Origin of the sequence: Autumnicola lenta, from assembly GCF_031846515.1 — a bacterium.
GTDB lineage: Bacteria > Bacteroidota > Bacteroidia > Flavobacteriales > Flavobacteriaceae > Autumnicola > Autumnicola lenta.
Genome location: NZ_JAVRHO010000006.1, coordinates 81,551 through 106,173, shown reverse-complemented (window position 1 = coordinate 106,173; position 24,623 = coordinate 81,551). Strand labels below are relative to the sequence as shown.

Sequence of the window (24,623 nt, the reverse complement as noted above, 5' to 3'; positions counted from 1 at the left end):
AAAACCTGTGAGGTCTACAAGAACTTATAAGGTCTAAGCCAGAAATCCTGCAAGGTTTTTAAACCTTGTAGGTATGAAGAAATAAAAAATAGAGAATAGGAAATAACGAAATTTGAACGATATAAATAACATACAAAACTTTTACTTTATCGGGATCGGTGGGATTGGGATGAGTGCCCTTGCGCGGTATTTTAACGCAAAAGGGAAGAACGTTTCCGGGTACGATAAAACTCCTAGTCCGCTTACAAAAAAGCTGGAGGAAGAAGGGATCGTGGTTATCTTTAAGGACGATATTGGGCAGATTCCGGATGCCATCATATCAGATAAAAATTCGCTAGTGGTTTATACTCCGGCGATTCCCACAGGCCACGAGCAGTTCAACTACTTTAAAGCCAATAATTATAACCTCAAAAAGCGCGCGGTGGTATTGGGAATGGTCACACAGAAGAAATTCACGCTTGCCGTTGCGGGTACGCATGGAAAAACGACTACAACAGCCATATTAGCGCATATTTTGAAGGAAACCGGCGCAAAAGTGACGGCTTTTCTGGGCGGAATTAGCGAAGATATCCAAAGTAACCTCATTATGCAGGGCGACGAGGTAATAGTTGCTGAAGCAGACGAATTCGACCGTTCATTTTTACAATTATCGCCAAATATTGCTGCAATTACCTCTATGGATGCAGATCACCTGGATATCTATGGCGAAAATGAGCAATTACAGGCCACCTTTAAAAAATTTGCTGCACTGATTCCTGCTAATGGCAGGTTATTTGTGCGGAATGGGCTGTCACTGGAAGGCGCAACAATTGGAATTGATGATAATGCCCATTTTTCAGCAATTAATATAAAAATAGAAAACGGAGCTTATAATTTTGATTTAAAAACTCCGAAAGAGACTATAAAAAATTTACAGTTTTATTTACCCGGCAAACACAATTTGCTAAATGCTATAACAGCCCTGGCCATGGCGATAGAATATGGTTCCCCCACGAATCAGCTTGCCGGGGCTCTATATAGTTTTAAAGGAGTAAAACGTAGATTTTCCTATAAAATTAAATCTGAAAATTTTGTTCTTATAGATGATTATGCACATCATCCTGCAGAAATTTCGGCGGTATATCAGGCTGTTCGGGAAATGCATGCAGGGAAAAAAGTTCTGGCGGTTTTTCAGCCACATTTATTTAGCAGAACAAAAGACTTTGTAGATGATTTTGCTGAAAGCCTCAGCAAATTCGATCAGGTGATGTTACTGGATATTTATCCGGCTCGGGAACTTCCGGTTAAAGGAGTTACTTCAGCATGGCTTCTGGACAAAATTGATAATCAGAATAAGGAACTTGTTCAGAAGGAAGATCTTTCAGAAAAAATAAAAGGTGCAAACGCTGAAGTGGTAGTTATGATGGGGGCAGGAGACATTGGAGAGGAAGTAGAAAAAGTAAAATTGGCGTTGCAATGAGAACTGTTTCAGGATATATAAAAGCAATTTTACTAATCGCTCTTGTCGTGTTCCTTTTCGGTTTTGCTGAAAAGAGGCAGAAATCGCGTAAAGTCAGTGAAGTAGCAGTGCGATTTACAGACGATGAAAATCTGTATGTGACTGAGGAAGCGGTTAATAAATTGTTAATACAAAATAAAGTGGCCGCTCTAAACATGGATAAAGAAACTTTAGATTTGAATAGGGTAGAAACACTCTTAAATAACCACGACATGATAGAAAACGCTGAAGTTTTTTTGACGCTGGATGGCAAACTTCAGGCAGAGATCAGGCAGCGTAAACCTATTGGAAGGGTTGTGGGGAATTCTTCTTTTTACCTGGACAAAAATGGAGAGTTAATGCCGCTTTCACCTTATTATTCAGCTCGTGTGCCATTGATGTTTGGCTTTGACGGGGGTAATGTGGCAGAGGCTTATTCGCTTTTGGATTATATAAAGAATGATGAATTTTTAACCCAACATATAACAGGAATTAACCGCCTGAGCACAGGAAAATTTGAACTGGAAATGAGAAAAATAGATTTCCTGGTGTATTTCGGTAAGGCAGAAAACATAGAATTAAAGTTCAACAATTTTAAAGCTTTTTACAAAAAGGCTCTTAAGGACGATAAGTTAAATACCTACAGAAAAGTGAACTTGCAATTTGGTAATCAGGTTGTTTGCACGAAAAAATAATTTATGGAACAGAAGGAGATAGCAGTAGGATTAGACATAGGGACTACCAAGATTGTAGCCATGATTGGGCGTAAAAACGAGTACGGCAAAGTGGAAATTGTCGGGATCGGGAAGTCCAAAAGTCTTGGTGTGCATCGTGGAGTGGTAAATAATATTACCCAAACGATCCAGTCTATCCAGCAGGCTATTCAGGAAGCTGAAGCAGATTCAGGATTAAAAATTGAAGATGTTGTGGTGGGGATTGCCGGGCAACATATAAGAAGTTTACAACACAGCGATTATATCACGAGGCCAAATCCAGATGAGGTTATAGACGCAGAGGATATTCATACCCTTTGCAACCAGGTTCATAAACTGGTAATGCTGCCGGGAGAGGAGATTATTCATGTGCTTCCGCAGGAATTTAAAGTAGATGGCCAGGCAGAAATTAAAGAACCTATCGGGATGTACGGTGGCCGCCTGGAAGCCAATTTTCACGTGGTGGTAGGCCAGGTTTCTTCCATTAGAAATATTGGAAGATGTGTAAAAAGCGCGGGCCTTGAACTTTCTGCAGTAACCCTGGAGCCATTGGCTTCAGCAAACGCTGTATTAAGTCAGGAAGAGAAAGAAGCCGGAGTGGCTTTAATCGATATAGGTGGCGGTACCACAGATTTGGCAATTTTCAAGGATGGGATCATCAGGCATACGGCTGTAATTCCTTTCGGCGGAAATGTGATTACTGAAGATATTAAAGAAGGCTGCTCGATCATTGAAAAGCAGGCAGAGCTGCTTAAGATCAAGTTTGGTTCTGCATGGCCGGGAGAAAATAAGGATAATGAAATTGTTTCTATTCCCGGATTACGCGGAAGGGAACCCAAGGAAATTACCCTTAAAAACCTTTCAAAAATTATCCATGCCAGAGTGGTGGAAATTATTGAACAGGTCTACCTGGAAATTAAAAATTACGGCCACGAGGAGCAGAAGAAAAAACTGATTGCCGGGATGGTATTAACAGGCGGTGGCGCACAGTTAAAACATCTTAAGCAGTTGGCAGAATATATTACCGGAATGGATACCAGGATTGGTTATCCAAACGAGCATCTTGCCGGTACCAACGATTCTGAAACCACTAGTCCGGTGTACGCAACCGCCGTTGGATTGGTAATGAACAGCCTGGAACACAGCAAAAGCCGTTTTCAGGAAGAGGTTGTTCTTAAAAAAGAAGATGACGCGCATGAAGTAGGGGAGGAAATCTCTGATGATCCTGAAGATGAATCTTTCTCGCAGGAAAGTTCAGATTCACAACGAAAAGAGCCCAGGAAAAGCATTTTTGACAAATGGGCAGAGAAGTTTAAAGATTTTTTAGATAACGCAGAGTAATACAACATACAACCAGTAAAATTGAATTTATGAGCAGTACAGAATTTGGAGACATTTCATTCGATTTACCGAAAAATCAATCAAACGTCATAAAAGTGATTGGCGTAGGAGGTGGTGGTAGCAATGCCATTAACCATATGTTTCAGTTAGGAATAAAAGGAGTAGATTTTGTGATCTGTAATACCGATGCGCAGGCGTTGGATAACAGTTCCGTTCCCAATAAAATCCAACTGGGGGTTAGCCTTACCGAAGGGCTTGGTGCAGGTGCAAATCCCAGTGTGGGTGAGCAGGCTGCAGTAGAGAGTTTTGACGAGATTAAGCAGATGCTCGATGTAAATACCAAGATGGTGTTTATCACTGCCGGGATGGGCGGTGGAACCGGTACAGGTGCCGCTCCCGTAATAGCCAAACAGGCTAAAGAAATGGGTATTTTAACAGTGGGTATATGTACCATTCCTTTTCAGTTTGAAGGAAAAATGCGAAATGAACAAGCTCAGCTGGGAGTAGAAAAATTGCGTTCTCATGTAGATTCACTTATCGTGATTAACAATAACAAGCTTCGCGAGGTATACGGAAACCTCGGTTTTAAAGCCGGTTTCTCCAAAGCCGACGAAGTTCTGGCAACAGCCTCCAGGGGTATTGCTGAAGTTATTACTCATCACTATACTCAGAATATTGACTTGCGCGATGCCAAGACTGTATTGAGCAATAGTGGTACTGCTATAATGGGTTCTGCAAGCGCATCTGGGGCCGACAGGGCGAACGATGCAATTCGTAAAGCCTTGGATTCTCCATTGTTGAATGACAATAAAATTACTGGTGCTCAAAACGTATTACTGCTAATTGTTTCTGGTGCCGAAGAAATTACCATAGACGAAATTGGTGAAATTAACGACCACATCCAGGCAGAAGCCGGTCATAGTGCAAACATTATTATGGGGGTTGGTGAAGATGATACTTTGGATGATGCTATTGCAGTAACAATTATCGCCACGGGTTTTAATGTAGAGCAGCAGGATGATATCGTAAATACCGAAACCAAGAAGATCATTCATACCTTAGAAGATGAGCAGAAGGCCGAACATGAATTAATGCCGAAAAAGGGTGGTTACTATTCTTCATCTCTTGAAGAAAATACAGCAGAAGAAACTGAAGAGGAGCCGAAGGAGAACAAAATTGTTCACACCCTGGATGATGCACTGGAAGAAGTAGATGAAGTAGGAAATATTTCTACTAAGAAAGATGATAATCTATACACACCACCTTCAGCAAGGAATATGGATGTGGATTATGAGGAAATTGATCCTGAAGAATTTATTATTAATGATACTTCTGAAGAAAGTAATTTTGAAGTGGAAGTTAATGAGCCGGAAGAGGCCAATGACGATCAGATCATGTTTACTTTTGATTTTCCTCTAAACGAAGAAAGTGAAAAAAAAGAGTCCACTTCGGTAAATCCGCAGAATAAAAAACAGGAAGAAAAACAGAAAGAAGAGGAAAACACTTCATACAAAGCCAGGAATATTGAGGTTAATGAGCCGGTAGAAATAATTCCGGTAACAGAAAATTCTGCGCAGGGGGTTAAGAGGTACAGTCTGGATGACTACATGGAATTTGAGCAAAAACTCGAAAATTCCAAACCTGCAAAAAAGGAAGAGCCAAAAGATGAAACTATCGCTTTTGAAAAGAAGACGGTAGCTCCGGCACCGGAAAAGAAACAGGGTTCTGGAGAGGAAGAAGATCCGTTTAACAGCCCAATTTCTGAAATGCTTATTGAACGTGCTGCAGAGCGACGGGCTAAAATGAAAGAGTTTAATTATAAATTCAGGAGTAATGCCGCTCAGATTGATGAGATAGAAAAGCAGCCAGCCTACAAAAGACAGGGTGTGGATCTGGACGACAGGAAGCCTGGAGAGAGCAAACTTTCAAGGACAAGCCTGGGAAAGGATGATAACGACGACTTGCAGTTTAGAAGAAATAATTCCTTTCTACATGATAATGTAGATTAATTAATAGAGACTGAATAAAAAAAGGTTCCGGAATTCCGGAACCTTTTTTTATTTCTAGAGAATTGTATAATCAATTAATTCCAGTAGATCATAAGATATTTGATCTTGGATTCGTCAGGTATTTGTGAAGCTCGTATCCTTGTATCGGTATCATACCTAAGATTAGACGGAAGTTCCTTTTTGTCTATGGTGATATAAGCATTTATATCATCAAGAAAAACAACGGCAGCATTAAGCGTATTCTCTATTCTCGAAATGTTGTAATTTTTGACAATATCTTTAAAAGTACTGTTGATGTTTAAACCTTCTTTGGTTTCATATCTGGCATCCATTATCCTTATATGGCCAATAGTGCTTGTAGAATCGAATTCCTGGAGGGGCTCGAGGTACATATATGGCTTACCGCCCTTTTCATAAATCCGTATCTCATTTGTAGCTCTAAATTGATCAATGCCACTCGTGCGTTTTATTATTGAATCCTCTGCGAAGATTGAATCCAATTGATTGATCCTGGTCTCTTTTTTAATTTTTCCCACCTGAGTTGGAGTGATCAGGTAAGGATTATCTTCATCGTTGTTGCAGGAAAACAGGAGAAGACTTAGTAGTAATAGTAAAAGGTTGTTTTTCATATTCCGGTCAGGTTATTTTATAAGCTTATTTAATACACCCATAACTCCTCTTATAAATGTTGCGCTGGTTAATACTTTAATAATAGCTCCTTCAGTAGTTGTATGTTTCCGTGAACTTGATTTTGTCACGGTTTTCCTTTCAGATTTTGCTTTCTCCTTTGCCTGCTCCTCTTCAGCTTCATTAATTTTTTCAGAAAGGATTTCATAAGCGCTCTCCCGGTCAATTTCCTTATTATATTTCTCAGCGAGTTTAGAATGGTCGATTATTTCATCCAGTTCCTGTCCCGTTAAAATATCCATCCTGCTCATCGGCGCTCTAAGCATGGTAGCTGCCAGCGGCCCGGGGCGTCCCTTTTCATCTAATGCCGAAACTAACGCTTCTCCTGTACCTAACGTAGTTATTTCGTTTTTTGTATCGTAAAATTCAGAAATCGGATAATTTTCTGCAGTTAATTTTATTGCTTTCCGGTCTTTGGCAGTAAAGGCTCGTAAAGCATGCTGAATTTTAAGCCCTAACTGTCCAAGTACTTCGGAAGGAACGTCTGTGGGGTTCTGCGTGACAAAATAAATTCCGACGCCTTTAGAGCGAATGAGTTTTATGATGCTTTCTATCTGGCTGAGAAGTGCTTTGGAAGCCTGGTCAAAAATAAGATGTGCTTCGTCTATAAACATGACCAGTTCTGGCTTTTCGCTGTCACCTTTTTCCGGAAAAGTAGTATAGATTTCAGCGAGCAGACTCAGCATAAAAGTGGAAAAAAGTGCAGGTTTATCCTGGATATCGGTAAGCCTGAAAATATTTACAAAGCCCTGTCCATTTTCATCTTTTCGGGTAAGATCTTTTACATCAAAAGAACGTTCGCCAAAAAAAAGCTCTGCTCCCTGCTGTTCAAGGCTCACAATCTTTCTAAGAATAGCTCCTGTAGATGCTGAAGAAATTCTGCCGTATTCTTTTTCTATCTCTTCACGACCTTCATCTGTGGCGTATTGCAATACCTTTTTTAAATCTTTAAGATCCAGAAGCGGAAGGTGATTATCATCACAGTATTTAAAGATAATAGCAATTATTCCCGCCTGGGTTGAGGTCACGTCGAGAATTCTGGAAAGCAAAACGGGGCCAAATTCACTCACGGTAGCTCTTAATCGTACTCCCTTTTGTTCAGAAATAGTTAAAAGCTCAACAGGGGCAGCTTTAGTTTTAAATGGAAATCCTATTTTCTCGTGTCTTTTATATAGAAAAGTTTCTCCATTAGAAGGTTTTGCAATTCCGCTCAGGTCACCTTTCACATCCATCAAAAGCACCGGAACTCCTTTTTCCGAAAGATTTTCGGCAAGAATTTGTAGCGTTTTAGATTTTCCCGTTCCCGTGGCACCGGCGATTAGTCCGTGCCGGTTCATCATTTTCAGCGGAACCTTTACAGCGGCTTCGGGAATAGTTTCTCCGTTATACATCACTGCACCTAAATAAATGTGAGGGCCTTTAGGCTGGTAGCCAGAGGAAATATGATCAATAAATTTTTGTCTTTTCTCCACTTTAAATATTTACAGATTAACGCACCGCTGCATTAAGTAAGCTAATGGTTCCTGCTTCAGCATTAATTTCTGCATCTATGCCGTTGGGAATGGTCACATTATCATCAATATGGCCAATCATGGCGCCACTAAAGGCAGGAATATTAAGAGGTTCAATATAAGAATTTATAACTTCTTCCAGTGTTAGCGAACCAAAACCACTGCCGCCGGGCTCACAATCGCTGCATTTGCCCAGTACAAATCCGCTAATTTCTTCCAGCACTCCGCCAAGTCGCAATTGCGACATCATACGATCTACGGCATAAATTTTCTCACCAATATCTTCAATATATAGAATCTTATCTTTCCAGTCCTTCGGAAAATATTCAGTTCCCATAATTCCGGTTAAGACTGAAAGATTACCGCCAAGAAGTTTTCCTCTGGCTTTTCCGGGACGAATGGTGCGAATGCGGTTTTCTGTTTGTGTAAGTTCGTCTCCTTTGTCTTGGGGGTTTTGAAGTGTAAGCTTTTCCTTCTCAAAAAGAAGTTTTTTAAAATGATTTGTGCTGAAGCTGTTCCAGGTAGAAACTGCTACCGGACCGTGGAAAGTGACGAGCCCGGTTTTCTGAAAAATCGCCAGATGTAATGCGGTGATATCACTGTAACCTATAAATATTTTCGGATTTTTCCTGATGAGATTGTAATTCAGTTTATCCAGAATCCTTGCCGAGCCGGAACCGCCTCTAAGGGCGATAATTGCCATTATTGACGGGTCGCCAAACATTTCGTTTAATTCGCCTGCCCGCTCTTCGTCTGTTCCTGCGAGATGTCCGTACCTGTTTTTGGCAAATTTCCCAAACTTCACCTTCAATCCCATGGCTTCAAACGATTCCCGGGCAATTTCATAAGGTTCAGATTCAAAAATGGCACTTGCCGGGCTTACAATACCTATTGTATCGCCTTCTTTTAATGCTTTAGGACGTATAATTTCTTCGGAAATGGAAAAATTCGTGCTAGTGCTGAAGGAACTCAGCGGAATTGCCATTCCTGCAGCTCCAATATTCTGAATAAATTTTCTTCTTTCCATTTTTGAAGGTTGAGACTTACCGAAATTAGGCATTTTACCGACTTTCCTGAAAATTTTTTCAATAATTGTCTTTTATGAACAGCAGTATTTGCTCAATTTTCTTTTTGAGGAGTTGATTGCTAACGGTGAAATTGCTGTTCATAAAACTGAAGATCAAAATATTACCATTATCGGTTTTCAGATATCCGCTTAAACTGTAATTATTGCTCATACTTCCAGATTTGGCAAAAATAAAAGGATATTCTGCTTTATAGTTGCTTTTCAAAGTTCCTGATTCACCGCCGGCGGGTAAAAGAGCAGATAATCGCTTCCATTCCACTTCATTCTGAATTTTTTCCAGCAGTTTTACAATTGTGCGTGGTGTAATGAGATTATATCGGGAAAGTCCGGAGCCATCTACCCATATTGGCTCATCGGGAAGGCTTTTGAGAAGTTTTTTCTTTATAAATTCTATTGCAATGTCAGATTTTAGAGTGTCTGCAATACTTTCTGAAGCTAAAAGCAGGATTTGTTCAGCAATGAGATTGTCACTTTCCTGCAACATCTTTTTGTAAAGCGTATCTGTGGCAATTCCGTAATAGGAGGACGATAATTGCCATTTTTGAGGCAGAACTTTAATTGGATGAATTTCGCGCTGCAAAGTGTCGCTGAGAAGTTTCAGAAATAATTCTTCGGAATAAATAAAAGGAACGTTTGCTTCAAAATTCTCTTCGTTTTCTTTCGGAATGTAAGTAAAATGATTGGAATTTAATTTCCGGTGTATTCCTGTATAATTTTTCAGTGAATTTTCTTCAGGAGTGATTAGATTTTCAAATACTGAAGGTTTGGTGCGCGGAAGAGGATTATTTTCTTTAAAAATTACCTTCAGTTTATTCCCATAAATAGGAAAAGCAGCTCTTTCCGCAGAAAAAGCGTAATTATAATCATCCCACGCCCAACCGGGGCCAAAGGCTTTTTCAGTATAAGAAGGCTTCAGATAAAATAACTGTTCATTGCGGCTTTTCAGAAATTCCAGCAGTCCGGAATCTGGCAAATCAGGATTCAGAAGAGAAGGATCGCCGGTAGCTTTAAAAATCAGGCTGTCATTCTTAATAGCATACCGCATGGACGGAATAGAATCTTCCAGAGTCTGGAGTCCGGCGTAAAAAGTAAGTAATTTGATGTTGGACGCCGGAGTAAAATATTTATCCGAATTATGTTTGAAAATTGTCTTTTTCGTAGTAGGATCATAAAGAACAAAACCTGTAAAACCTGTGCTGAAATTTCCAGTTTGGTTGATCTGCTTACTTAAGTTTTGGTTTAAATTTTTTGTAGCGCTACAGCCACTTAAAAGCAGGAGTAGCAGAAAAACTAGTAGAAACGTAGAAGATTTATAGTAAAAATTAGAAGTCGTCAAAAATTCAGGATTTCCGGTTAGAATGATGTGAATTTACTTTAAATATGTGCAATTCCGCGGAAATTTTTTGTCGGTTTGAAAGAAAAAGGATTTTAAACCTATAAACTAACAGTTTCCGTATCTTTGCACGCTATGATTACAAAAGAAACACAGGCGTTGGTAGATGAAGGTATAATGCTTCCTTTAATGGAGGATTTTTATACGATACAGGGGGAAGGTTTTTTTAAGGGTACTGCGGCGTATTTTATCAGGATTGGGGGCTGTGATGTAGGCTGTCACTGGTGTGACGTAAAGGAGAGTTGGGATGCCGGAGTGCACCCACCTACGCATATTGGTGAAATGGTGGAAAAGGCAGCTGCAAGTAGTGATACCGTGGTTATCACGGGAGGAGAACCGCTTACGTGGGATATGACGCTTTTAACTAAAAGTCTTAGAGATAAAGGCTGTAAAACGCACATCGAAACTTCCGGAGCTTACAAGTTAACCGGGGAGTGGGACTGGGTTTGTCTCTCTCCAAAGAAAATAAAGTTGCCTACGGAAGAAGTTTATGCTGCCGCCAATGAGCTTAAGGTCATTGTTTTCAATAAGCACGATTTAAAATTTGCGGAAGAGCAGGCAGCTAAAGTTGGTGAAAATTGTATTCTTTACCTGCAGCCGGAGTGGAGCAACAGGGAAAAAATGATTCCGCTTATCGTAGATTATGTAATGAAAAATCCAAAGTGGAAGGTTTCATTGCAAACGCATAAATACCTCAATATTCCATAAAAAAAGCGCCTCCAGGGCGCTTTTCTAATTTTTAAAAGATGTTTTTTCTACATTGTTGGTTCAAAAGGAACTTTTACATAGCTGTCATCCCATCCTATCAGAAGGTCGGCACCATTACCAGATTCCTGAAATGCCATGGATAAAGCCTCAATATCGTTTGGAGCTTTTCTTACGGGTACATTGATCCTTACAAGATCTTGTTCGCTTGAATATTCGTAAGCACCCCACGTAAGAGTTTTTCTGTTAAGGATTACAGTCCATTCGTTTTCATTTGGAATAGTATAAAGCGTATACGTTCCCTGCGGAATTTTTTCGCCGGCAACTTGCATATCCTTGTAAAGGGTTAACTCTGTTGCCTCGTTGGCTCCGGTTCGCCATACTTCTCCATAAGGTACCAGCTTTCCAAACACTTCCCGATCCCTTCTTTGTGGGCGGCTATATATTACCCTTGCTACAGGTTCCTCGTTTGTGTCCCGGTAAAGGGCAAGATCCATTGGGCTGGAGTCCATTTTCGAAAAATTAGGAGCGCTCATATTGTCTTCCTGCGCATTTAAATTTCCGAATGTAAGTGTTAGTCCGAATATTGCTATCAATATTTTTTTCATTGCTTGTTTTAATTTTACTGTTAACTATTTCTATATTTTCTCTAAAGATACTCTAGCCGTGGCGTCTTTTATGTTAAAAATATATTTAGATGCTGTTAAAATACTGAATTTTTACATCTGTAATCTTTTATAAGTAATACTCGTGCACGAACTATCTTTTAGGTGCGAATATTTAATTTGAAATTTTCAGATGAAACCAATTAGTAAATGAGGTTTTAAAAAGTGTAAGCTTCGGCTCATATTTGTTTGAAATTAATAACGAAAATGTCATGTGTGGAATTTTAGCAGTAATCGGAGATCGATTAAGTAAAGAGAAAGTAAGCAGCCTGTCTAAGAGGATGTCTCACCGCGGGCCGGACGAAAGTGATGTTCATATAACCGAAGAAGGTTATGTACTAAGTCACGAAAGACTTTCTATTGTAGATTTAGAAACAGGAAAACAGCCAATCCAGGGTACATCAACTGCCTGGATGATACATAATGGTGAAATATATAATCACGAAGCTCTTAGGGAAAATGAATTAAAGCATCATAAATTCCGTACTACAGGGGATTCTGAAGTGATTGTTCATTTATACGAAGAATATGGTTATGATTTTTTAGATAAGCTGGACGGAGATTTTTCTTTCGTTGTTGTGGATGGTAAAGACTTTATTGCTGCCCGTGATCCTATTGGGGTGAAACCACTTTATTACGGAACAGATGATGATGGAGCTATCTGGTTTGCAAGTGAAATGAAAGCATTAGCTGATGACTGTTCAAACTTTGCAGCATTTCCTCCTGGACATTACTACACTCCCGAAACAGGTTTTGTAGAATATTACACTCCGGACTGGTATGATTATAAAAAAGGCAAAGAAAAGCTGGATCTTGCAAAATTGAGGGAAAGCCTTATCGCGGCTACAAAAAAACGGTTAATGGCAGATGTACCATTAGGAGTATTGTTGAGTGGTGGTCTTGATTCTTCTTTAACATCTTCTATTGCGGCGAGGTTGCTTGAAGGAACAGGTAAAAAATTGCATTCTTTTTCTATAGGTCTGGATGAAACGGCTCCTGATTTAATAGCTGCCAGGAAAGTTGCTGAATTTTTAGGAACAGAACATACAGAGCTATACTTTACTGTTGAAGAAGGAATAGAAATCCTTAAAAAGCTTGTATGGCACCTGGAAACTTACGATGTCACTTCTATCAGAGCGAGTACACCCATGTATTTTCTTTCGAAAGGAATAAAAGATAAAGGGGTGAAAGTGGTACTTTCTGGCGAGGGTGCAGACGAAATATTTGGAGGATACCTGTACTTTAAAAATGCTCCTTCTCCTGAAGAGTTTCAGAAAGAAACAATTAGAAGGGTGCAAAGACTTGCTACTGCAGATTGTTTAAGAGCAGATAAATCTACAATGGCTCATGGCCTGGAAGCGCGTGTTCCATTTCTGGATAAGCAGTTCCTTAAAACAGCTATAGAAACCGAGCCAAAAGAGAAAATGCCAAGCACATATGATGGTGTTGAAAAGTACATTCTTCGTAAAGCTTTTGATACTCCGGAGCGGCCTTTCCTTCCTGATGAGGTTTTATGGAGACAAAAAGAGCAATTTAGCGATGGTGTGGGTTATAACTGGATAGATGAACTTATAGCATATGCAGCTGCGCGTGTAACTGATGAGCAAATGGCAGAAGCAGCAAAAAGGTTCCCTCACAATACCCCTGCGACAAAAGAAGCTTACTTCTACAGAGAGATCTTCCATAGTCATTTCCCACAGGAAAGTGCAGCTAAAACAGTGAAGAGATGGGTTCCTAAGTGGCAGGCAGATTTGGATCCAAGTGGAAGAGCAAATACTTCACACGTAGCTTCTACTGCTAAGAAGCAACTGGATGAATTAGCCAAAGTCTAGAGAAAAAATTTTCGTGTGGTTTGTTTAACCCGTAGCGCCCGGTTTTTTGATCGGTTCTGCTATGGGTTTTCCACATTAATTGTTAATAACTTAAAGGCTTTAAAGTTCGCTCTCACAGTGTAAAAGCATGGGTTTTGCTATATTTGTTCGTTACCAAAAATACACGAATTTAATTTACACATTACATGAGCGAAGAAGCCAAGAAAAAACTTTACTCGGCAGATAGTATACAGGCCCTCGAGGGGATGGAGCATGTTCGTATGCGGCCTTCTATGTATATCGGGGATACCGGAGTAAGAGGTCTCCATCATTTGGTTTATGAAGTAGTAGATAACTCTATTGATGAAGCAATGGCGGGCCATTGCGATACAATAAAAGTTACTATAAATGAAGATGGTTCTGTCACCACAGAAGATAATGGTAGGGGTATACCTATTGATCTTCATAAAAAAGAAGGTGTCTCTGCTCTTGAGGTGGTGATGACCAAAATCGGTGCCGGAGGGAAATTTGATAAGGACTCCTATAAAGTTTCCGGTGGTTTGCATGGGGTAGGGGTGAGTTGTGTGAATGCATTATCCTCTGCGCTTAAAGCTACTGTATATCGTGACGGCCAAATATGGGAGCAGGAGTACGAGCTGGGTAAACCACTTTATCCTGTTAAACCAGTGGGAGAAACGGAACTTTCCGGGACTGTGGTTACTTTTAAGCCAGATCCCAGTATTTTTCAGCAAACTGTAGATTATAGTTACGATACACTTTCCAGCAGAATGCGTGAATTGTCCTTTTTGAACAAAGGACTTACCATAAGTCTTACCGACAGGAGGCAAAAAGATAAAGAAGGAAATTTTGTTTCTGAAACTTTTCATTCTGAAGAAGGACTGAAGGAGTTTATAAAATTTTTAGACGGTAACCGTGAGCCTATTATAGGTCACGTTATTTCCATGGAAGGGGAAAAGAATGATATTCCTGTAGAAGTGGCCATGGTCTACAATACCTCTTTTAATGAAAATCTACATTCTTACGTAAACAATATTAATACCCATGAAGGTGGTACGCACCTTTCAGGATTCCGAAGGGGTTTAACAACTACCTTAAAGAAGTACGCAGATGCTTCAGGATTACTCGACAAACTGAAATTCGAAATCACAGGAGATGACTTCCGTGAAGGTTTAACAGCAATAATTTCGGTTAAGGTTGGAGAGCCTCAGTTTGAAGGTCAGACAAAGACCAAGTTAGGTAATCGTGAAGTTACATCAGCTGTTTCTCAGGCGGTGTCCGAGATGCTTGACATTTATCTGGAAGAGAATCCCAATGATGCAAAAACTATTGTTCAGAAGGTAATTCTTGCAGCACAAGCCAGGAATGCAGCCAAGAAGGCTCGTGAGATGGTGCAGCGTAAAACTGCAATGAGTATTGGTGGATTGCCCGGGAAATTATCAGATTGTTCTGAACAGGATCCTGCACAATGTGAGGTTTTTCTTGTAGAGGGAGATTCTGCAGGAGGTACAGCAAAGCAAGGTAGGGACAGGAAATTCCAGGCTATTCTTCCTTTGAGAGGTAAAATTCTTAATGTGGAGAAAGCGATGACCCACCGCGTTTTCGATAACGAAGAGATTAAAAATATCTACACGGCTCTTGGTGTTACTATTGGAACAGAAGAAGATAGTAAAGCTTTGAATTTGTCAAAGTTAAGGTACCATAAAGTTGTGATTATGTGTGATGCCGATGTGGATGGAAGCCATATTGAAACGTTGATCCTGACTTTTTTCTATAGATATATGAAGGAGTTAATTGAAGGTGGGCACATTTACATCGCAACACCACCCTTATATCTCGTCAAGAAAGCTTCAAAAAAGCGCTATGCCTGGTCAGAAAAGGAGCGTGATGAAATTGCAGAGAGTTACAGCGGAGGTGTGCAAATCCAAAGATATAAAGGTCTTGGAGAAATGAACGCTGAGCAGCTATGGGATACTACAATGGATCCTGAACGTAGAAAATTGAGACAGGTGACTATTGATAATAGTGGAGAGGCAGATAGAATTTTCTCAATGCTTATGGGAGATGAGGTTCCGCCTCGAAGAGAGTTTATAGAAAAGAATGCGAAGTATGCTAATATCGACGCATAAATTGTATTAAATAAATGATAAACAGGCCGGCAGATTTGCAGGCCTGTTTTTTTTTGTGAAACCTTGCGCAAAATATTTACTATTTTTACACCCCAATAAAATTGAATTTCACCTATGGAAAACTTAAAAAATAGCATTCTATATCTTGCGGCATTGCTGCTGGGTATTTCAGCCTCGGCCCAGGAGGATTTAGTGAGTGATTTGAAAAATATGGCTGATGACTTTGCCCGACCTGCAGCAACCAGTATAGCCTATCAGGCAAATGGAGGATGGTTTTCTTCTGCACAAACTTTAGGAGTTTGGAAATTCGAAGTTTCTTTGCATGCCAATGCTTTAATTGTACCCGAAAGTAGAAAATCGTTTACCATAAGTAATTTGGGTTCCCTCAATATTCAGGGAGGGGGGCGTAGTGCGATAATTCCTACCGCTTTTGGTTCTTCTTCTGACGTTTATTTTGAAGGAGAAGTAGCGGGGCAGGAGTTCGACTTTCAGGCTATAGAGGGAGTAGATCAAAGTGTTGTGGCGCATCCTTTTGCGCAGGTCACCGTCGGTCTTCCTTATGAAACAGAACTTGCTGTCAGGGCAATGCCAAAATTAACCGTTAATGATGTGCAGGTAAGCCAGTATGGCGCCGGAATTAAACATAACTTTAGCCAATATCTCAGGTATAACAAGCCAGAAGACTTTCAGTTTTCTGCCTTTGTTGCCTATAGTATTTTTGACGTCGCCTATGCTTTTGAGCCTGTTGATCTGGCTGATTTCGCCCAATTAGATGCTATAGATGTGGATGCAAATGTGTGGACTGCAGAATTGCTCGGATCAAAACGATATGAAAACTTTGAAATATTTGGAGCTCTTGGAGTAGCTAGTTCAGATTTTTCTTATATGATGCAAGGGAGTAACTTTGGACTAAACGTTATAAATGAAGCATTGGAAGACTTAGGAGATTCCGAAGCGCAATTTAAGGGAGATATTGGTTTTAATATTTACTTTAATCAGTTTAAGGTTAGTACAATGGCTACGGCCGGAAAATTCTTTAATCTTAATGTTGGCCTTCATTTCAGGATATAAGAAGACGTACTTTAACCCCTTGTTACTATAAAATCATTAACATAATTCATATTTTTGTTTTAATTATAAACCGAATAAATATTTAAGTATGAAAGTTACTATAGTAGGAGCAGGTGCTGTTGGTGCCAGCTGTGCGGAATATGTTGCAATTAAGGATTTTGCTTCAGAAGTTGTTTTACTGGATATTAAAGAGGGGGTTGCAGAAGGAAAGGCTATGGACCTTATGCAGACTGCTACTTTAAACAGCTTTGACACCAAAATCACTGGAAGTACGAACGATTATTCAAAGACAGCAGGTAGTGATATTGCTGTTATTACCAGTGGTATTCCACGTAAACCAGGGATGACCAGGGAGGAATTAATCGGTATAAATGCTGGAATTGTTAAAGAAGTTTCTTCTAAACTTATCGAGCAATCTCCGGATGTGATTCTTATAGTAGTGAGTAATCCTATGGATACAATGACATATCTTGTACATAAAACTACCAACCTTCCGAAAAACAGAATTATCGGAATGGGAGGAGCTTTGGATAGTGCAAGATTCAAATATAGATTAAGTGAAGCTTTGGAATGTCCACCGTCTGACGTGGATGGAATGGTGATTGGTGGACATAGTGATACTGGTATGGTACCCCTTACCAGACTGGCTACCAGAAATAGTGTGCCGGTAACTGCATTTTTATCTGAAGATCGCCTGAACCAGGTTGCTGAAGATACTAAAGTAGGAGGTGCAACTTTAACGAAATTGCTGGGTACAAGCGCATGGTACGCTCCCGGGGCTGCAGTGTCTGGTTTGGTACAGGCAATTGCCTGCGATCAAAAGAAGATGTTCCCTTGTTCTGCTTTGCTTGAGGGTGAATATGGACTTAATGACCTCTGTATAGGTGTTCCTGCTATTCTTGGAAAAAACGGATTAGAAGAAATAGTAGAAATTGAACTTGACGAGGCAGAAAAGAACAAAATTAAAGAAAGCGCCGAAGGTGTAAAGAAAACCAACGGACTGCTGGAGGTTTAAGAGAAACTACAGAAGAATAGCATAAGCAGGAAAGGCCACTAACTAGTGGTCTTTCTTATGTTTAAAAGTTAAAATATTCAAAAAAAAAATATTGGGATTTCATTTCTGAAAGCCTATATTTGTCCGTTTTTAAAATAGACCTATTTAATTATAATTTAAGGAATAATGCAGAATAAGGGACTTATCAAAGTTTTTGCAATTTTATTTGGACTGGTATGTCTATACCAGTTGTCGTTTACCTTTATAAGCAATAAAGTTGAAAACGATGCTGAAGATTATGCAGAACGAAGAGTTAGTGAAGAAGTAGAGGATTACTCTGAGTTAAGAGATGCTGAGGAGCAGAGATATCTTGATTCTATTGGAAATGAAGAAATTATTGCAGGGATTACCTATAATAGTGCAAAGGAAAAAGAATTAAATAAAGGTCTCGACCTTAAGGGTGGGATTAACGTTATTCTTCAGATTTCTGTTAGAGATATTCTGAAAGGTCTGACAGAGAATACAAACGATCCATCATTTAATCAGGCTATAAGCCGGGCCGACGAAGCTCAGGCAGATAGTCAGGAAGATTATATAGATCTCTTTTTTGAAGAATTTAACTCCATTCCAGATGCGCGTTTAGCTTCTCCGGACGTTTTCTTTAATAAAGCTCTTAGTGATGAAATTAATCCTGACATGTCCAATGATGAGGTAGAGGAAATCATTAGACGTAGAGTTGATGAGTCTATTACTTCGGCTTTTGAAGTGCTTCGTAAACGTATTGATAAATTTGGAGTTACCCAGCCAAACATTCAGAGGTTAGGAAATTCCGGAAGAATACTTGTTGAGTTGCCGGGAGCCAAAGATGTAAACAGGGTTAAAAATCTTTTACAGAGTACAGCCCAACTGGAGTTCTGGCATGTCTACAAAAATACAGAACTGGGGAATTTTCTTTTTGAAGCAAACAATGTTCTGGCCGATATTGTGGATAATGAACAGGAGGCTGCTCAAACTACAGATACTATTGCTACAGATACAACAACTGCCGCAGATGAAGATATTAGTGAACTTCTTGCAGATGCTGAAGATACTACAGAAGTAGCCACCGGAAACAATCCTTTATTTGAACTTATAAAATCACCAGGTTTCCAGGGAAGCCCGGTACTTGCCACATTTGCAGTCGCCGATACGGCAAAGGTTAATGATTATTTGAGCAGACCACGAGTACGATCTTTATTGCCCGCCGAGCACCGATACGCAAAATTTGTTTGGGGTGTGCCGGACGAAGAAACAGGTACTGTAGGTCTTTATGCTTTAAAGGGTAACCGTAATATGGAGCCTCCTTTGAGTGGTAGTGTAATTACAGATGCACAGCAAACTTACGGCCAGTTAGGTAATGTGGCTGTTTCTATGCAAATGGACGGTACAGGAGCTAAGATCTGGGAGGAAATGACTGGTCAGGCTTCAAATCAGCAAAGTAATATTGCTATCGTACTGGATAACATTGTCTATTCTGCTCCTGGTGTTTCTACCGGACCTATTTCGGGAGGTAGAAGTGAAATTTCAGGAGATTTTTCAATTACTGAAGGTCAGGATTTAGCAAACGTTTTACGTGCCGGTAAACTTCCCGCTTCAGCAGAAATTATTCAGAGTGAAATAGTAGGACCGTCATTAGGTCAGGAGGCCATTAACAGTGGAGTACTCTCTTTTGCTATAGCACTTATTTTTGTTCTTATATGGATGGTGTTCTACTATGGTAAGGCAGGTATATTTGCAGATGTCGCCTTAGTGGTAAACATCTTGTTTATTTTTGGAATTCTTGCGGGTCTGGGAGCCGTACTTACTTTACCTGGAATTGCAGGTATTGTGTTGACAATAGGTATGTCGGTAGATGCTAACGTACTTATCTTTGAAAGGATTAAAGAAGAACTTGCTAAAGGTAAATCACAGGTAGATGCTATTCGGGATGGTTTTAGCAATGCTCTTTCTTCAATTCTCGATGCGAACATAACTACAGGTTTAACCGGTTTTATATTATTAATATTAGGTACAGGGCCAATTAAAGGTTTTGCTACCACGTTATTAATTGGTATTGCAACTTCTCTTTTTACTGCAATCTTTATCACCAGGCTGTTCATTGACGGATATGGGAAAAATGGAAAATCCCTGTCGTTCTCAACTGGAGCTACTAAGAAGTTGTTCACGAATATGAACATAGACTTCCTGGGGAAAAAGAAAATCGCTTATGTAGCTTCTGCTATATTTGTTATTATTAGCATCGGATCTTTATTTGTACAGGGACTTAATCAGGGTGTTGATTTTGTAGGAGGGAGAACATATACTGTAAGGTTTGATCAGGATGTTAATCCTACTGAAGTGGAACAGGATCTTGTTGCTGTCTTTGGAAGTGCTGAAGCAAAAACATTTGGTCCAAATAATCAGCTTAAAATTACCACAAACTACCGTGTAGATGATGAAGGAGCACAAGTAGATGAAGAAATTCAGCAAAATCTATATGAAGCTTTACAAGGTTACCTGCCAACAGATCTGTCATATGACGATTTTACCGCTGGTTCTGGAGGTAGATCCCTTGGAATTATGCAGTCTATGAAGGTTGGACCTACTATTGCAGATGATATTAAGAATGCGTCATTCTGGGCAGTTTTGGGCTCACTGATTGTTGTTTTCCTGTATATTTTGTTGCGATTTAGAAAATGGCAGTTTAGCCTTGGTGCGGTAGCCGCTGTATTCCATGATGTTCTAATTGTTCTGGGTATTTTCTCCCTGCTTTATAAAGTGATGCCTTTTAGCATGGAAATTAACCAGGCTTTTATTGCTGCAATTCTTACTGTAATTGGATATTCCCTGAATGATACAGTGGTAGTGTTCGATAGGATTAGGGAATTCGTAAATGAGCATTCCAGCTGGCCATTAGGTAAAACAATTAATAGTGCCCTTAATAGTACACTAAGCCGAACTTTAAACACCTCGCTTACTACTTTAATCGTGTTGCTTGCAATCTTCATCTTTGGAGGAGAAAGCATCAGAGGATTTATGTTTGCGCTTATAGTAGGTGTAATTGTAGGTACATATTCTTCTATTTTTATTGCTACACCAATCATGTTCGATAGTGTAACAGATAAATCTAAAATTGAGAAGAAAAAGAAGAATGAAGAAGAACCAGAGAAAGCAGGTACAACTACTACAGCTTAATTCTTCTGAATTATAATACTGAAAGAAAGGCTCTCCACAAGGGGAGCCTTTTTTATTATTCCTTCTTTGGTGCCTCCGGGGCGATAATTGGCATTTTAAAGCCTCTCTTTGTTGACAATATTTCGAAGCTAAGGAGGTGGAAAGTTATTGCCAATTTTTTTTATAGGTTTAAATGTCTCTAAGGGCGATAATTGACGTTTTCTGGCAGTACTTCTTGAAGTTTTATCCGAACTTATTCTGAAGGAGATATTTTCCTCTTGCTTTATCTAGTTCCGAAGAATTCTAAGGCCGAAAATTGGCATTTTTCTGACAGTACTTTTTGAAGTCTTATCCGAACTTATTCCGAAGGAGATATTTTCCTCTTGCTTTATCCAATTCTGAAGAATGCTAAGACCGATAATTGGCATTTTTAGGCAGTACTTTTTGAAGTCTTATCCGAACTTTTTCTGAAGGTGATATTTCCCTCTATCTTTACCTGATTCCAAGTAATTCTAGGGCTTATAATTGCCTTTTTCAGCCAGTACTTCTTGAGGTTTTATCCGAACTTATTCTGAAGGTGATATTTACCTCTTGCTTTATCGACTCCGAACAATTTAAAGGCCGATAATTGGCATTTTCAGGCATGCTTTAAACAGCCTGGATGGGTGGTAACGCTTATCGGAATGGCTTGTTATTCCTCTATTGTGACTACAGAAAATGTATCACCTTCTTCAATATTCCAGTTCTCCACAAGGCCGGCATTGAGCTCGAGAATGAACTGAGCGGCTTCTCCCGATCGCAGATGATCTTCATTTAGAGGTTGCGCATTCTCTTGGAAACTTACCGCGGTACTGTCGCTGTTGTAAAAGATAAGATCTAAGGGGAAATAAGTGTTCTTCATATAAAAACTACGGGGAGACTGGGTATCGTAAACAAAAAGCATTCCCTGGTTTTCTTCCATACTCTCCCGGTACATGAGACCTGTTTCCCTTTCATAGTCATTATCGGCAATTTCAATATCGATTTTCTGAATTGTGTCGCCCTCAGGCTTAATCAGGTATAATTCCGCTTCTTTGGTAAAAACAATAGGTTCTGTTTCTATACTTTCAGGTTCTTCAGATTCACTTTTACACCCGGTACATAATATTCCGAAGAAGAAAAGAATCACAAAACTATTTCTGCCAATCATAGCATACGTTTCTTAGTGGATCTGAACATGAAATAAAATCCAGCCAATATAAATGGGATGCTTAGCCATTGCCCGGTATTAAGCAGCCATACAGCACGTTCTTCTACCTGTGGCTCTTTAAGGAATTCAATAAAAAATCTCACCGTCCAAAGAAGGACAAGAAAAGCTCCAAAAATATAGCCGATTTTAAATCTCTTTTCTGTCTTCCAGTACAAATACCAAAGGAAGCTGAAAATTGCCAAATAACATACCGATTCGTATAACTGGGCGGGATGCCGCGGAAATGTCTCTCCTAAATTTTGAAAAATAACTCCGTAATCAGAATTGGTAGGTTTACCAACAATTTCTGAATTCATAAAATTCCCGATTCTTACAAATATTCCTCCACAGGCTACGGGAATAACAACTCTGTCTAATATCCATAAAACGGGTCTATCTAAAATCCGTTTTTTGTACAGGAACATTGCTGCAATTATACCCAGCGCCGCTCCATGACTAGCAAGACCTCGGAATCCGGTAAACTGAAATTCCGGTTCAAATTTTACGGGCAGGAATATTTCCAGCAGGTGATATTGAAAGTAATCCCAGTCATAAAAAATAACGTGGCCGAGCCTGGCTCCAATAAGAGTTGCCAGCACGGTGTATATAAAGAGGGAGTCCAGTTTCTCAATTTCGATCTTTTCTCTAACAAATATGCTTTTCATGATATACCATCCCAACCCAAAGGCGATTAGGAACATTAAACTGTAGTAGTGAAGCATAAAAAAACCCAGATCCAGGCCTTCTGAAGGATTCCATTGTATGGCGTTGAATAACATGAAGGGAATTTATTTGTTAGGAGAGTAAATATACATATTTGAACGTTTCTGCCATATCATTTATGTGCAGATTTTGAAGGTACAGGATCATATCCAGAACCTCCCCAGGGATGGCAGCTAAACATCCTTTTTAAACTCATCCATCCGCCTTTAAACATTCCAAACCTCTCAAGGGCAGTGAGTGTATATTGCGAACAGGTAGGAGTATAGCGACATGTGGCAGGGGTTAGTGGCGAAATAAATTTCCGGTAAAATTTTACCAGGATTATAAATGGATATGCCAGCCACCGCTTCACAGTATCAATTTAAGGAAAACGTAGTGCCTTCTTTTCCATCTTTCAATTGGATGCCCATCTCCTGTAACTGATCCCTGATTTTATCACTCGTGGCAAAATCTTTATTTGCACGGGCTTCAGCTCTTAGACCGATAAGAAGTTCAATAGTACTGGAAAGTTTATCTGTAGAGTCGTTTTTCTCCTCCAGAACATCTTTTAATCCAAGTACATCAAACATAAAGTCCGACATTGTTTTCTTTAAAGCTTCTTTATCTTCGGAAGTAATAGTGGATGCTCCTTCTTTGATGTTATTGATGTTCTTAACAGCATCAAATAATTTCGCAATGACTGTAGGGCTGTTGAAGTCGTCGTTCATAGCATCATAACACGACTGTTTCCAGTCTTGTAAAGAAAAAGATGATGAATCGCTCACCGGAAGATTTTCTATAGAATGATAGGCTTCCATTAATCTGTTAAAGCCTTTTTCACTTGCCGAAAGCGCTTCATTGGAAAAATCAAGAATGCTCCTGTAATTCGCCTGAAGCATAAAAAACCGGGTCACATTTGGGGAAAAAGCTTTCTCCAGAATATCATTGTTTCCGCTGAAAATATCGTTAGGCAAAATATTGTTACCTGTACTTTTTGCCATTTTTTTGCCATTTAAGGTAAGCATATTGGCGTGCATCCAGTAATTAACAGGGCTTTTTCCTGTTGCTGCTTCTCCCTGGGCAATTTCACACTCGTGATGTGGGAATTTCAGATCCATTCCGCCGCCGTGAATATCAAATTCTTCACCCAGGTATTTCGTACTCATAACAGTACACTCCAAATGCCAGCCGGGGAAACCATCACTCCATGGTGAAGGCCATCTCATTATATGCTGGGGTTCTGCCTTTTTCCAAAGTGCAAAATCCTGCGGATTTCTCTTGTCGCTCTGTGCAGCAAGCTCCCTTGTATTTGCGATCATATCCTCAATGGCTCTGCCGCTTAATTTGCCGTAATTGTTTTTCTCATTAAATTTAAGGACATCAAAATATACTGACCCGTTTGCTTCGTAAGCAAAACCATTTTCAATTATAGTTTTAATGATTTCAATTTGCTCAACAATATGCCCGGTGGCCGTGGGTTCAATGCTGGGGGGAAGATTGTTAAATTTCTCGAGTATGTTGTGAAAATCAATAGTGTAGCGTTGCACAACTTCCATGGGTTCGATTTGCTCAAGGCGTGCTTTTTTTGCTATGCGATCTTCCCCTGTTTCAGCGTCATTTTCCAGATGTCCGGCATCTGTTATATTCCTCACGTATCGTACTTTATATCCCAGGTGTTTGAGATATCTGAAAACGAGGTCAAAAGAAATGAAAGTCCTACAATTGCCAAGGTGCACATTACTGTAAACGGTTGGGCCGCAAACATACATTCCAATATTACCTTCATTAATAGGAGTGAATTTCTCCTTTTCACCCGTCATGGAGTTGTAAATCTTTAAGCTTTGTTCCTGGTAAAGCGCCATAAATACCTTGTTGTTTTAAGAAAAATTG

Annotated in this window: 19 protein-coding genes; 10 read left to right on the top strand and 9 right to left on the bottom strand. The window is 39.7% G+C overall.

Features of this window, described 5'->3' with window-relative positions:
* The first annotated feature begins 112 nt into the window (after nt 1–112).
* From murC to ftsZ, 4 genes are read left to right on the top strand one after another with little or no spacing between them, the layout of a single operon-like run.
* Entirely contained in the window at nt 113–1,459 is a 1,347-nt protein-coding gene (murC, locus tag RM545_RS05690) for a UDP-N-acetylmuramate--L-alanine ligase (RefSeq protein WP_311494351.1), read from the top strand.
* Nucleotides 1,456–2,172: a cell division protein FtsQ/DivIB gene (locus RM545_RS05685; RefSeq protein WP_311494350.1), complete on the top strand. Its 717-nt coding sequence runs from the start codon at nt 1,456–1,458 to the stop codon at nt 2,170–2,172. The genes murC and RM545_RS05685 overlap by 4 nt, the downstream gene beginning before the upstream one ends.
* A 3-nt stretch (nt 2,173–2,175) precedes the next feature.
* On the top strand, nt 2,176–3,531 hold the full coding sequence (ftsA, locus tag RM545_RS05680) for a cell division protein FtsA (protein WP_311484615.1): 1,356 nt from the start codon (nt 2,176–2,178) through the stop codon (nt 3,529–3,531).
* A 29-nt stretch (nt 3,532–3,560) separates the two neighbouring features.
* Nucleotides 3,561–5,540 (top strand): cell division protein FtsZ, encoded by a 1,980-nt coding sequence (gene ftsZ / locus RM545_RS05675; RefSeq protein WP_311494349.1) that lies wholly within the window; start codon nt 3,561–3,563, stop codon nt 5,538–5,540.
* A 74-nt stretch (nt 5,541–5,614) separates the two neighbouring features.
* On the opposite strand, the gene RM545_RS05670 is transcribed toward ftsZ, so the two are convergent.
* Genes RM545_RS05670 through RM545_RS05655 form a run of 4 tightly spaced genes read right to left on the bottom strand, consistent with a single transcriptional unit; the run spans nt 5,615 to nt 10,161 of the window.
* Nucleotides 5,615–6,169: a hypothetical protein gene (locus RM545_RS05670; protein ID WP_311494348.1), complete on the bottom strand. Its 555-nt coding sequence runs from the start codon at nt 6,167–6,169 to the stop codon at nt 5,615–5,617.
* Nucleotides 6,170–6,181: 12 nt separating this feature from the next.
* A complete protein-coding gene (locus RM545_RS05665) occupies nt 6,182–7,699 on the bottom strand; it encodes a helicase HerA-like domain-containing protein (RefSeq protein WP_311494347.1) in 1,518 nt (505 codons plus the stop codon).
* A gap of 16 nt (nt 7,700–7,715) precedes the next feature.
* On the bottom strand, nt 7,716–8,765 hold the full coding sequence (locus RM545_RS05660) for a S66 peptidase family protein (RefSeq protein ID WP_311494346.1): 1,050 nt from the start codon (nt 8,763–8,765) through the stop codon (nt 7,716–7,718).
* Nucleotides 8,766–8,823: 58 nt separating this feature from the next.
* Nucleotides 8,824–10,161: a D-alanyl-D-alanine carboxypeptidase/D-alanyl-D-alanine-endopeptidase gene (locus RM545_RS05655; protein WP_311494345.1), complete on the bottom strand. Its 1,338-nt coding sequence runs from the start codon at nt 10,159–10,161 to the stop codon at nt 8,824–8,826.
* Nucleotides 10,162–10,293: 132 nt separating this feature from the next.
* On the opposite strand from RM545_RS05655, the gene RM545_RS05650 reads away from it, so the two are divergent.
* Nucleotides 10,294–10,926 (top strand): 7-carboxy-7-deazaguanine synthase QueE, encoded by a 633-nt coding sequence (locus RM545_RS05650; protein WP_311494344.1) that lies wholly within the window; start codon nt 10,294–10,296, stop codon nt 10,924–10,926.
* Nucleotides 10,927–10,973: 47 nt separating this feature from the next.
* Here RM545_RS05650 and RM545_RS05645 read toward each other — a convergent pair whose 3' ends face one another.
* Nucleotides 10,974–11,531 (bottom strand): DUF2911 domain-containing protein, encoded by a 558-nt coding sequence (locus tag RM545_RS05645; RefSeq protein WP_311494343.1) that lies wholly within the window; start codon nt 11,529–11,531, stop codon nt 10,974–10,976.
* A gap of 269 nt (nt 11,532–11,800) precedes the next feature.
* On the opposite strand from RM545_RS05645, the gene asnB reads away from it, so the two are divergent.
* From asnB to secDF, 5 genes are all read left to right on the top strand, one after another.
* A complete protein-coding gene (asnB, locus tag RM545_RS05640; protein ID WP_311494342.1) occupies nt 11,801–13,420 on the top strand; it encodes an asparagine synthase B in 1,620 nt (539 codons plus the stop codon).
* A 185-nt stretch (nt 13,421–13,605) separates the two neighbouring features.
* A complete protein-coding gene (gene gyrB / locus RM545_RS05635; RefSeq protein ID WP_311494341.1) occupies nt 13,606–15,546 on the top strand; it encodes a DNA topoisomerase (ATP-hydrolyzing) subunit B in 1,941 nt (646 codons plus the stop codon).
* A 114-nt stretch (nt 15,547–15,660) separates the two neighbouring features.
* A complete protein-coding gene (locus tag RM545_RS05630; protein WP_311494340.1) occupies nt 15,661–16,617 on the top strand; it encodes a DUF6588 family protein in 957 nt (318 codons plus the stop codon).
* A gap of 88 nt (nt 16,618–16,705) precedes the next feature.
* Nucleotides 16,706–17,632: a malate dehydrogenase gene (gene mdh, locus RM545_RS05625; RefSeq protein WP_311494339.1), complete on the top strand. Its 927-nt coding sequence runs from the start codon at nt 16,706–16,708 to the stop codon at nt 17,630–17,632.
* Nucleotides 17,633–17,797: 165 nt separating this feature from the next.
* Nucleotides 17,798–20,824: a protein translocase subunit SecDF gene (gene secDF, locus RM545_RS05620; protein ID WP_311494338.1), complete on the top strand. Its 3,027-nt coding sequence runs from the start codon at nt 17,798–17,800 to the stop codon at nt 20,822–20,824.
* Between the two features lie 670 nt (nt 20,825–21,494).
* Here the strand turns inward: secDF and RM545_RS05615 are convergent.
* From RM545_RS05615 to cysS, 4 genes are read right to left on the bottom strand one after another with little or no spacing between them, the layout of a single operon-like run.
* Nucleotides 21,495–21,992 carry a DUF192 domain-containing protein gene (locus tag RM545_RS05615; protein ID WP_311494337.1) on the bottom strand — a complete coding sequence of 166 codons (498 nt, stop codon included), beginning with the start codon at nt 21,990–21,992 and terminating at the stop codon, nt 21,495–21,497.
* Complete coding sequence (lgt, locus tag RM545_RS05610; RefSeq protein WP_311494336.1) at nt 21,989–22,810, bottom strand: prolipoprotein diacylglyceryl transferase; 822 nt, start codon at nt 22,808–22,810, stop codon at nt 21,989–21,991. The genes RM545_RS05615 and lgt overlap by 4 nt, the downstream gene beginning before the upstream one ends.
* A 56-nt stretch (nt 22,811–22,866) precedes the next feature.
* Nucleotides 22,867–23,106, bottom strand: a complete 240-nt coding sequence (gene yidD, locus RM545_RS05605) for a membrane protein insertion efficiency factor YidD (protein WP_311494335.1) — start codon at nt 23,104–23,106, stop codon at nt 22,867–22,869.
* 4 nt (nt 23,107–23,110) lie between these two features.
* Complete coding sequence (cysS, locus tag RM545_RS05600; protein ID WP_311494334.1) at nt 23,111–24,595, bottom strand: cysteine--tRNA ligase; 1,485 nt, start codon at nt 24,593–24,595, stop codon at nt 23,111–23,113.
* Nucleotides 24,596–24,623 lie beyond the last annotated feature (28 nt).

Coding starts and splice junctions, on each gene's coding strand:
- lgt (WP_311494336.1), bottom strand. CDS start 22,810: ATGTTATTCAACGCCATACAATGGAATCCTTCAGAAGGCCTGGATCTG.
- secDF (WP_311494338.1), top strand. CDS start 17,798: ATGCAGAATAAGGGACTTATCAAAGTTTTTGCAATTTTATTTGGACTG.
- RM545_RS05660 (WP_311494346.1), bottom strand. CDS start 8,765: ATGGAAAGAAGAAAATTTATTCAGAATATTGGAGCTGCAGGAATGGCA.
- RM545_RS05650 (WP_311494344.1), top strand. CDS start 10,294: ATGATTACAAAAGAAACACAGGCGTTGGTAGATGAAGGTATAATGCTT.
- asnB (WP_311494342.1), top strand. CDS start 11,801: ATGTGTGGAATTTTAGCAGTAATCGGAGATCGATTAAGTAAAGAGAAA.
- RM545_RS05645 (WP_311494343.1), bottom strand. CDS start 11,531: ATGAAAAAAATATTGATAGCAATATTCGGACTAACACTTACATTCGGA.
- RM545_RS05630 (WP_311494340.1), top strand. CDS start 15,661: ATGGAAAACTTAAAAAATAGCATTCTATATCTTGCGGCATTGCTGCTG.
- mdh (WP_311494339.1), top strand. CDS start 16,706: ATGAAAGTTACTATAGTAGGAGCAGGTGCTGTTGGTGCCAGCTGTGCG.
- RM545_RS05685 (WP_311494350.1), top strand. CDS start 1,456: ATGAGAACTGTTTCAGGATATATAAAAGCAATTTTACTAATCGCTCTT.
- ftsZ (WP_311494349.1), top strand. CDS start 3,561: ATGAGCAGTACAGAATTTGGAGACATTTCATTCGATTTACCGAAAAAT.
- RM545_RS05615 (WP_311494337.1), bottom strand. CDS start 21,992: ATGATTGGCAGAAATAGTTTTGTGATTCTTTTCTTCTTCGGAATATTA.
- gyrB (WP_311494341.1), top strand. CDS start 13,606: ATGAGCGAAGAAGCCAAGAAAAAACTTTACTCGGCAGATAGTATACAG.
- ftsA (WP_311484615.1), top strand. CDS start 2,176: ATGGAACAGAAGGAGATAGCAGTAGGATTAGACATAGGGACTACCAAG.
- RM545_RS05670 (WP_311494348.1), bottom strand. CDS start 6,169: ATGAAAAACAACCTTTTACTATTACTACTAAGTCTTCTCCTGTTTTCC.
- cysS (WP_311494334.1), bottom strand. CDS start 24,595: ATGGCGCTTTACCAGGAACAAAGCTTAAAGATTTACAACTCCATGACG.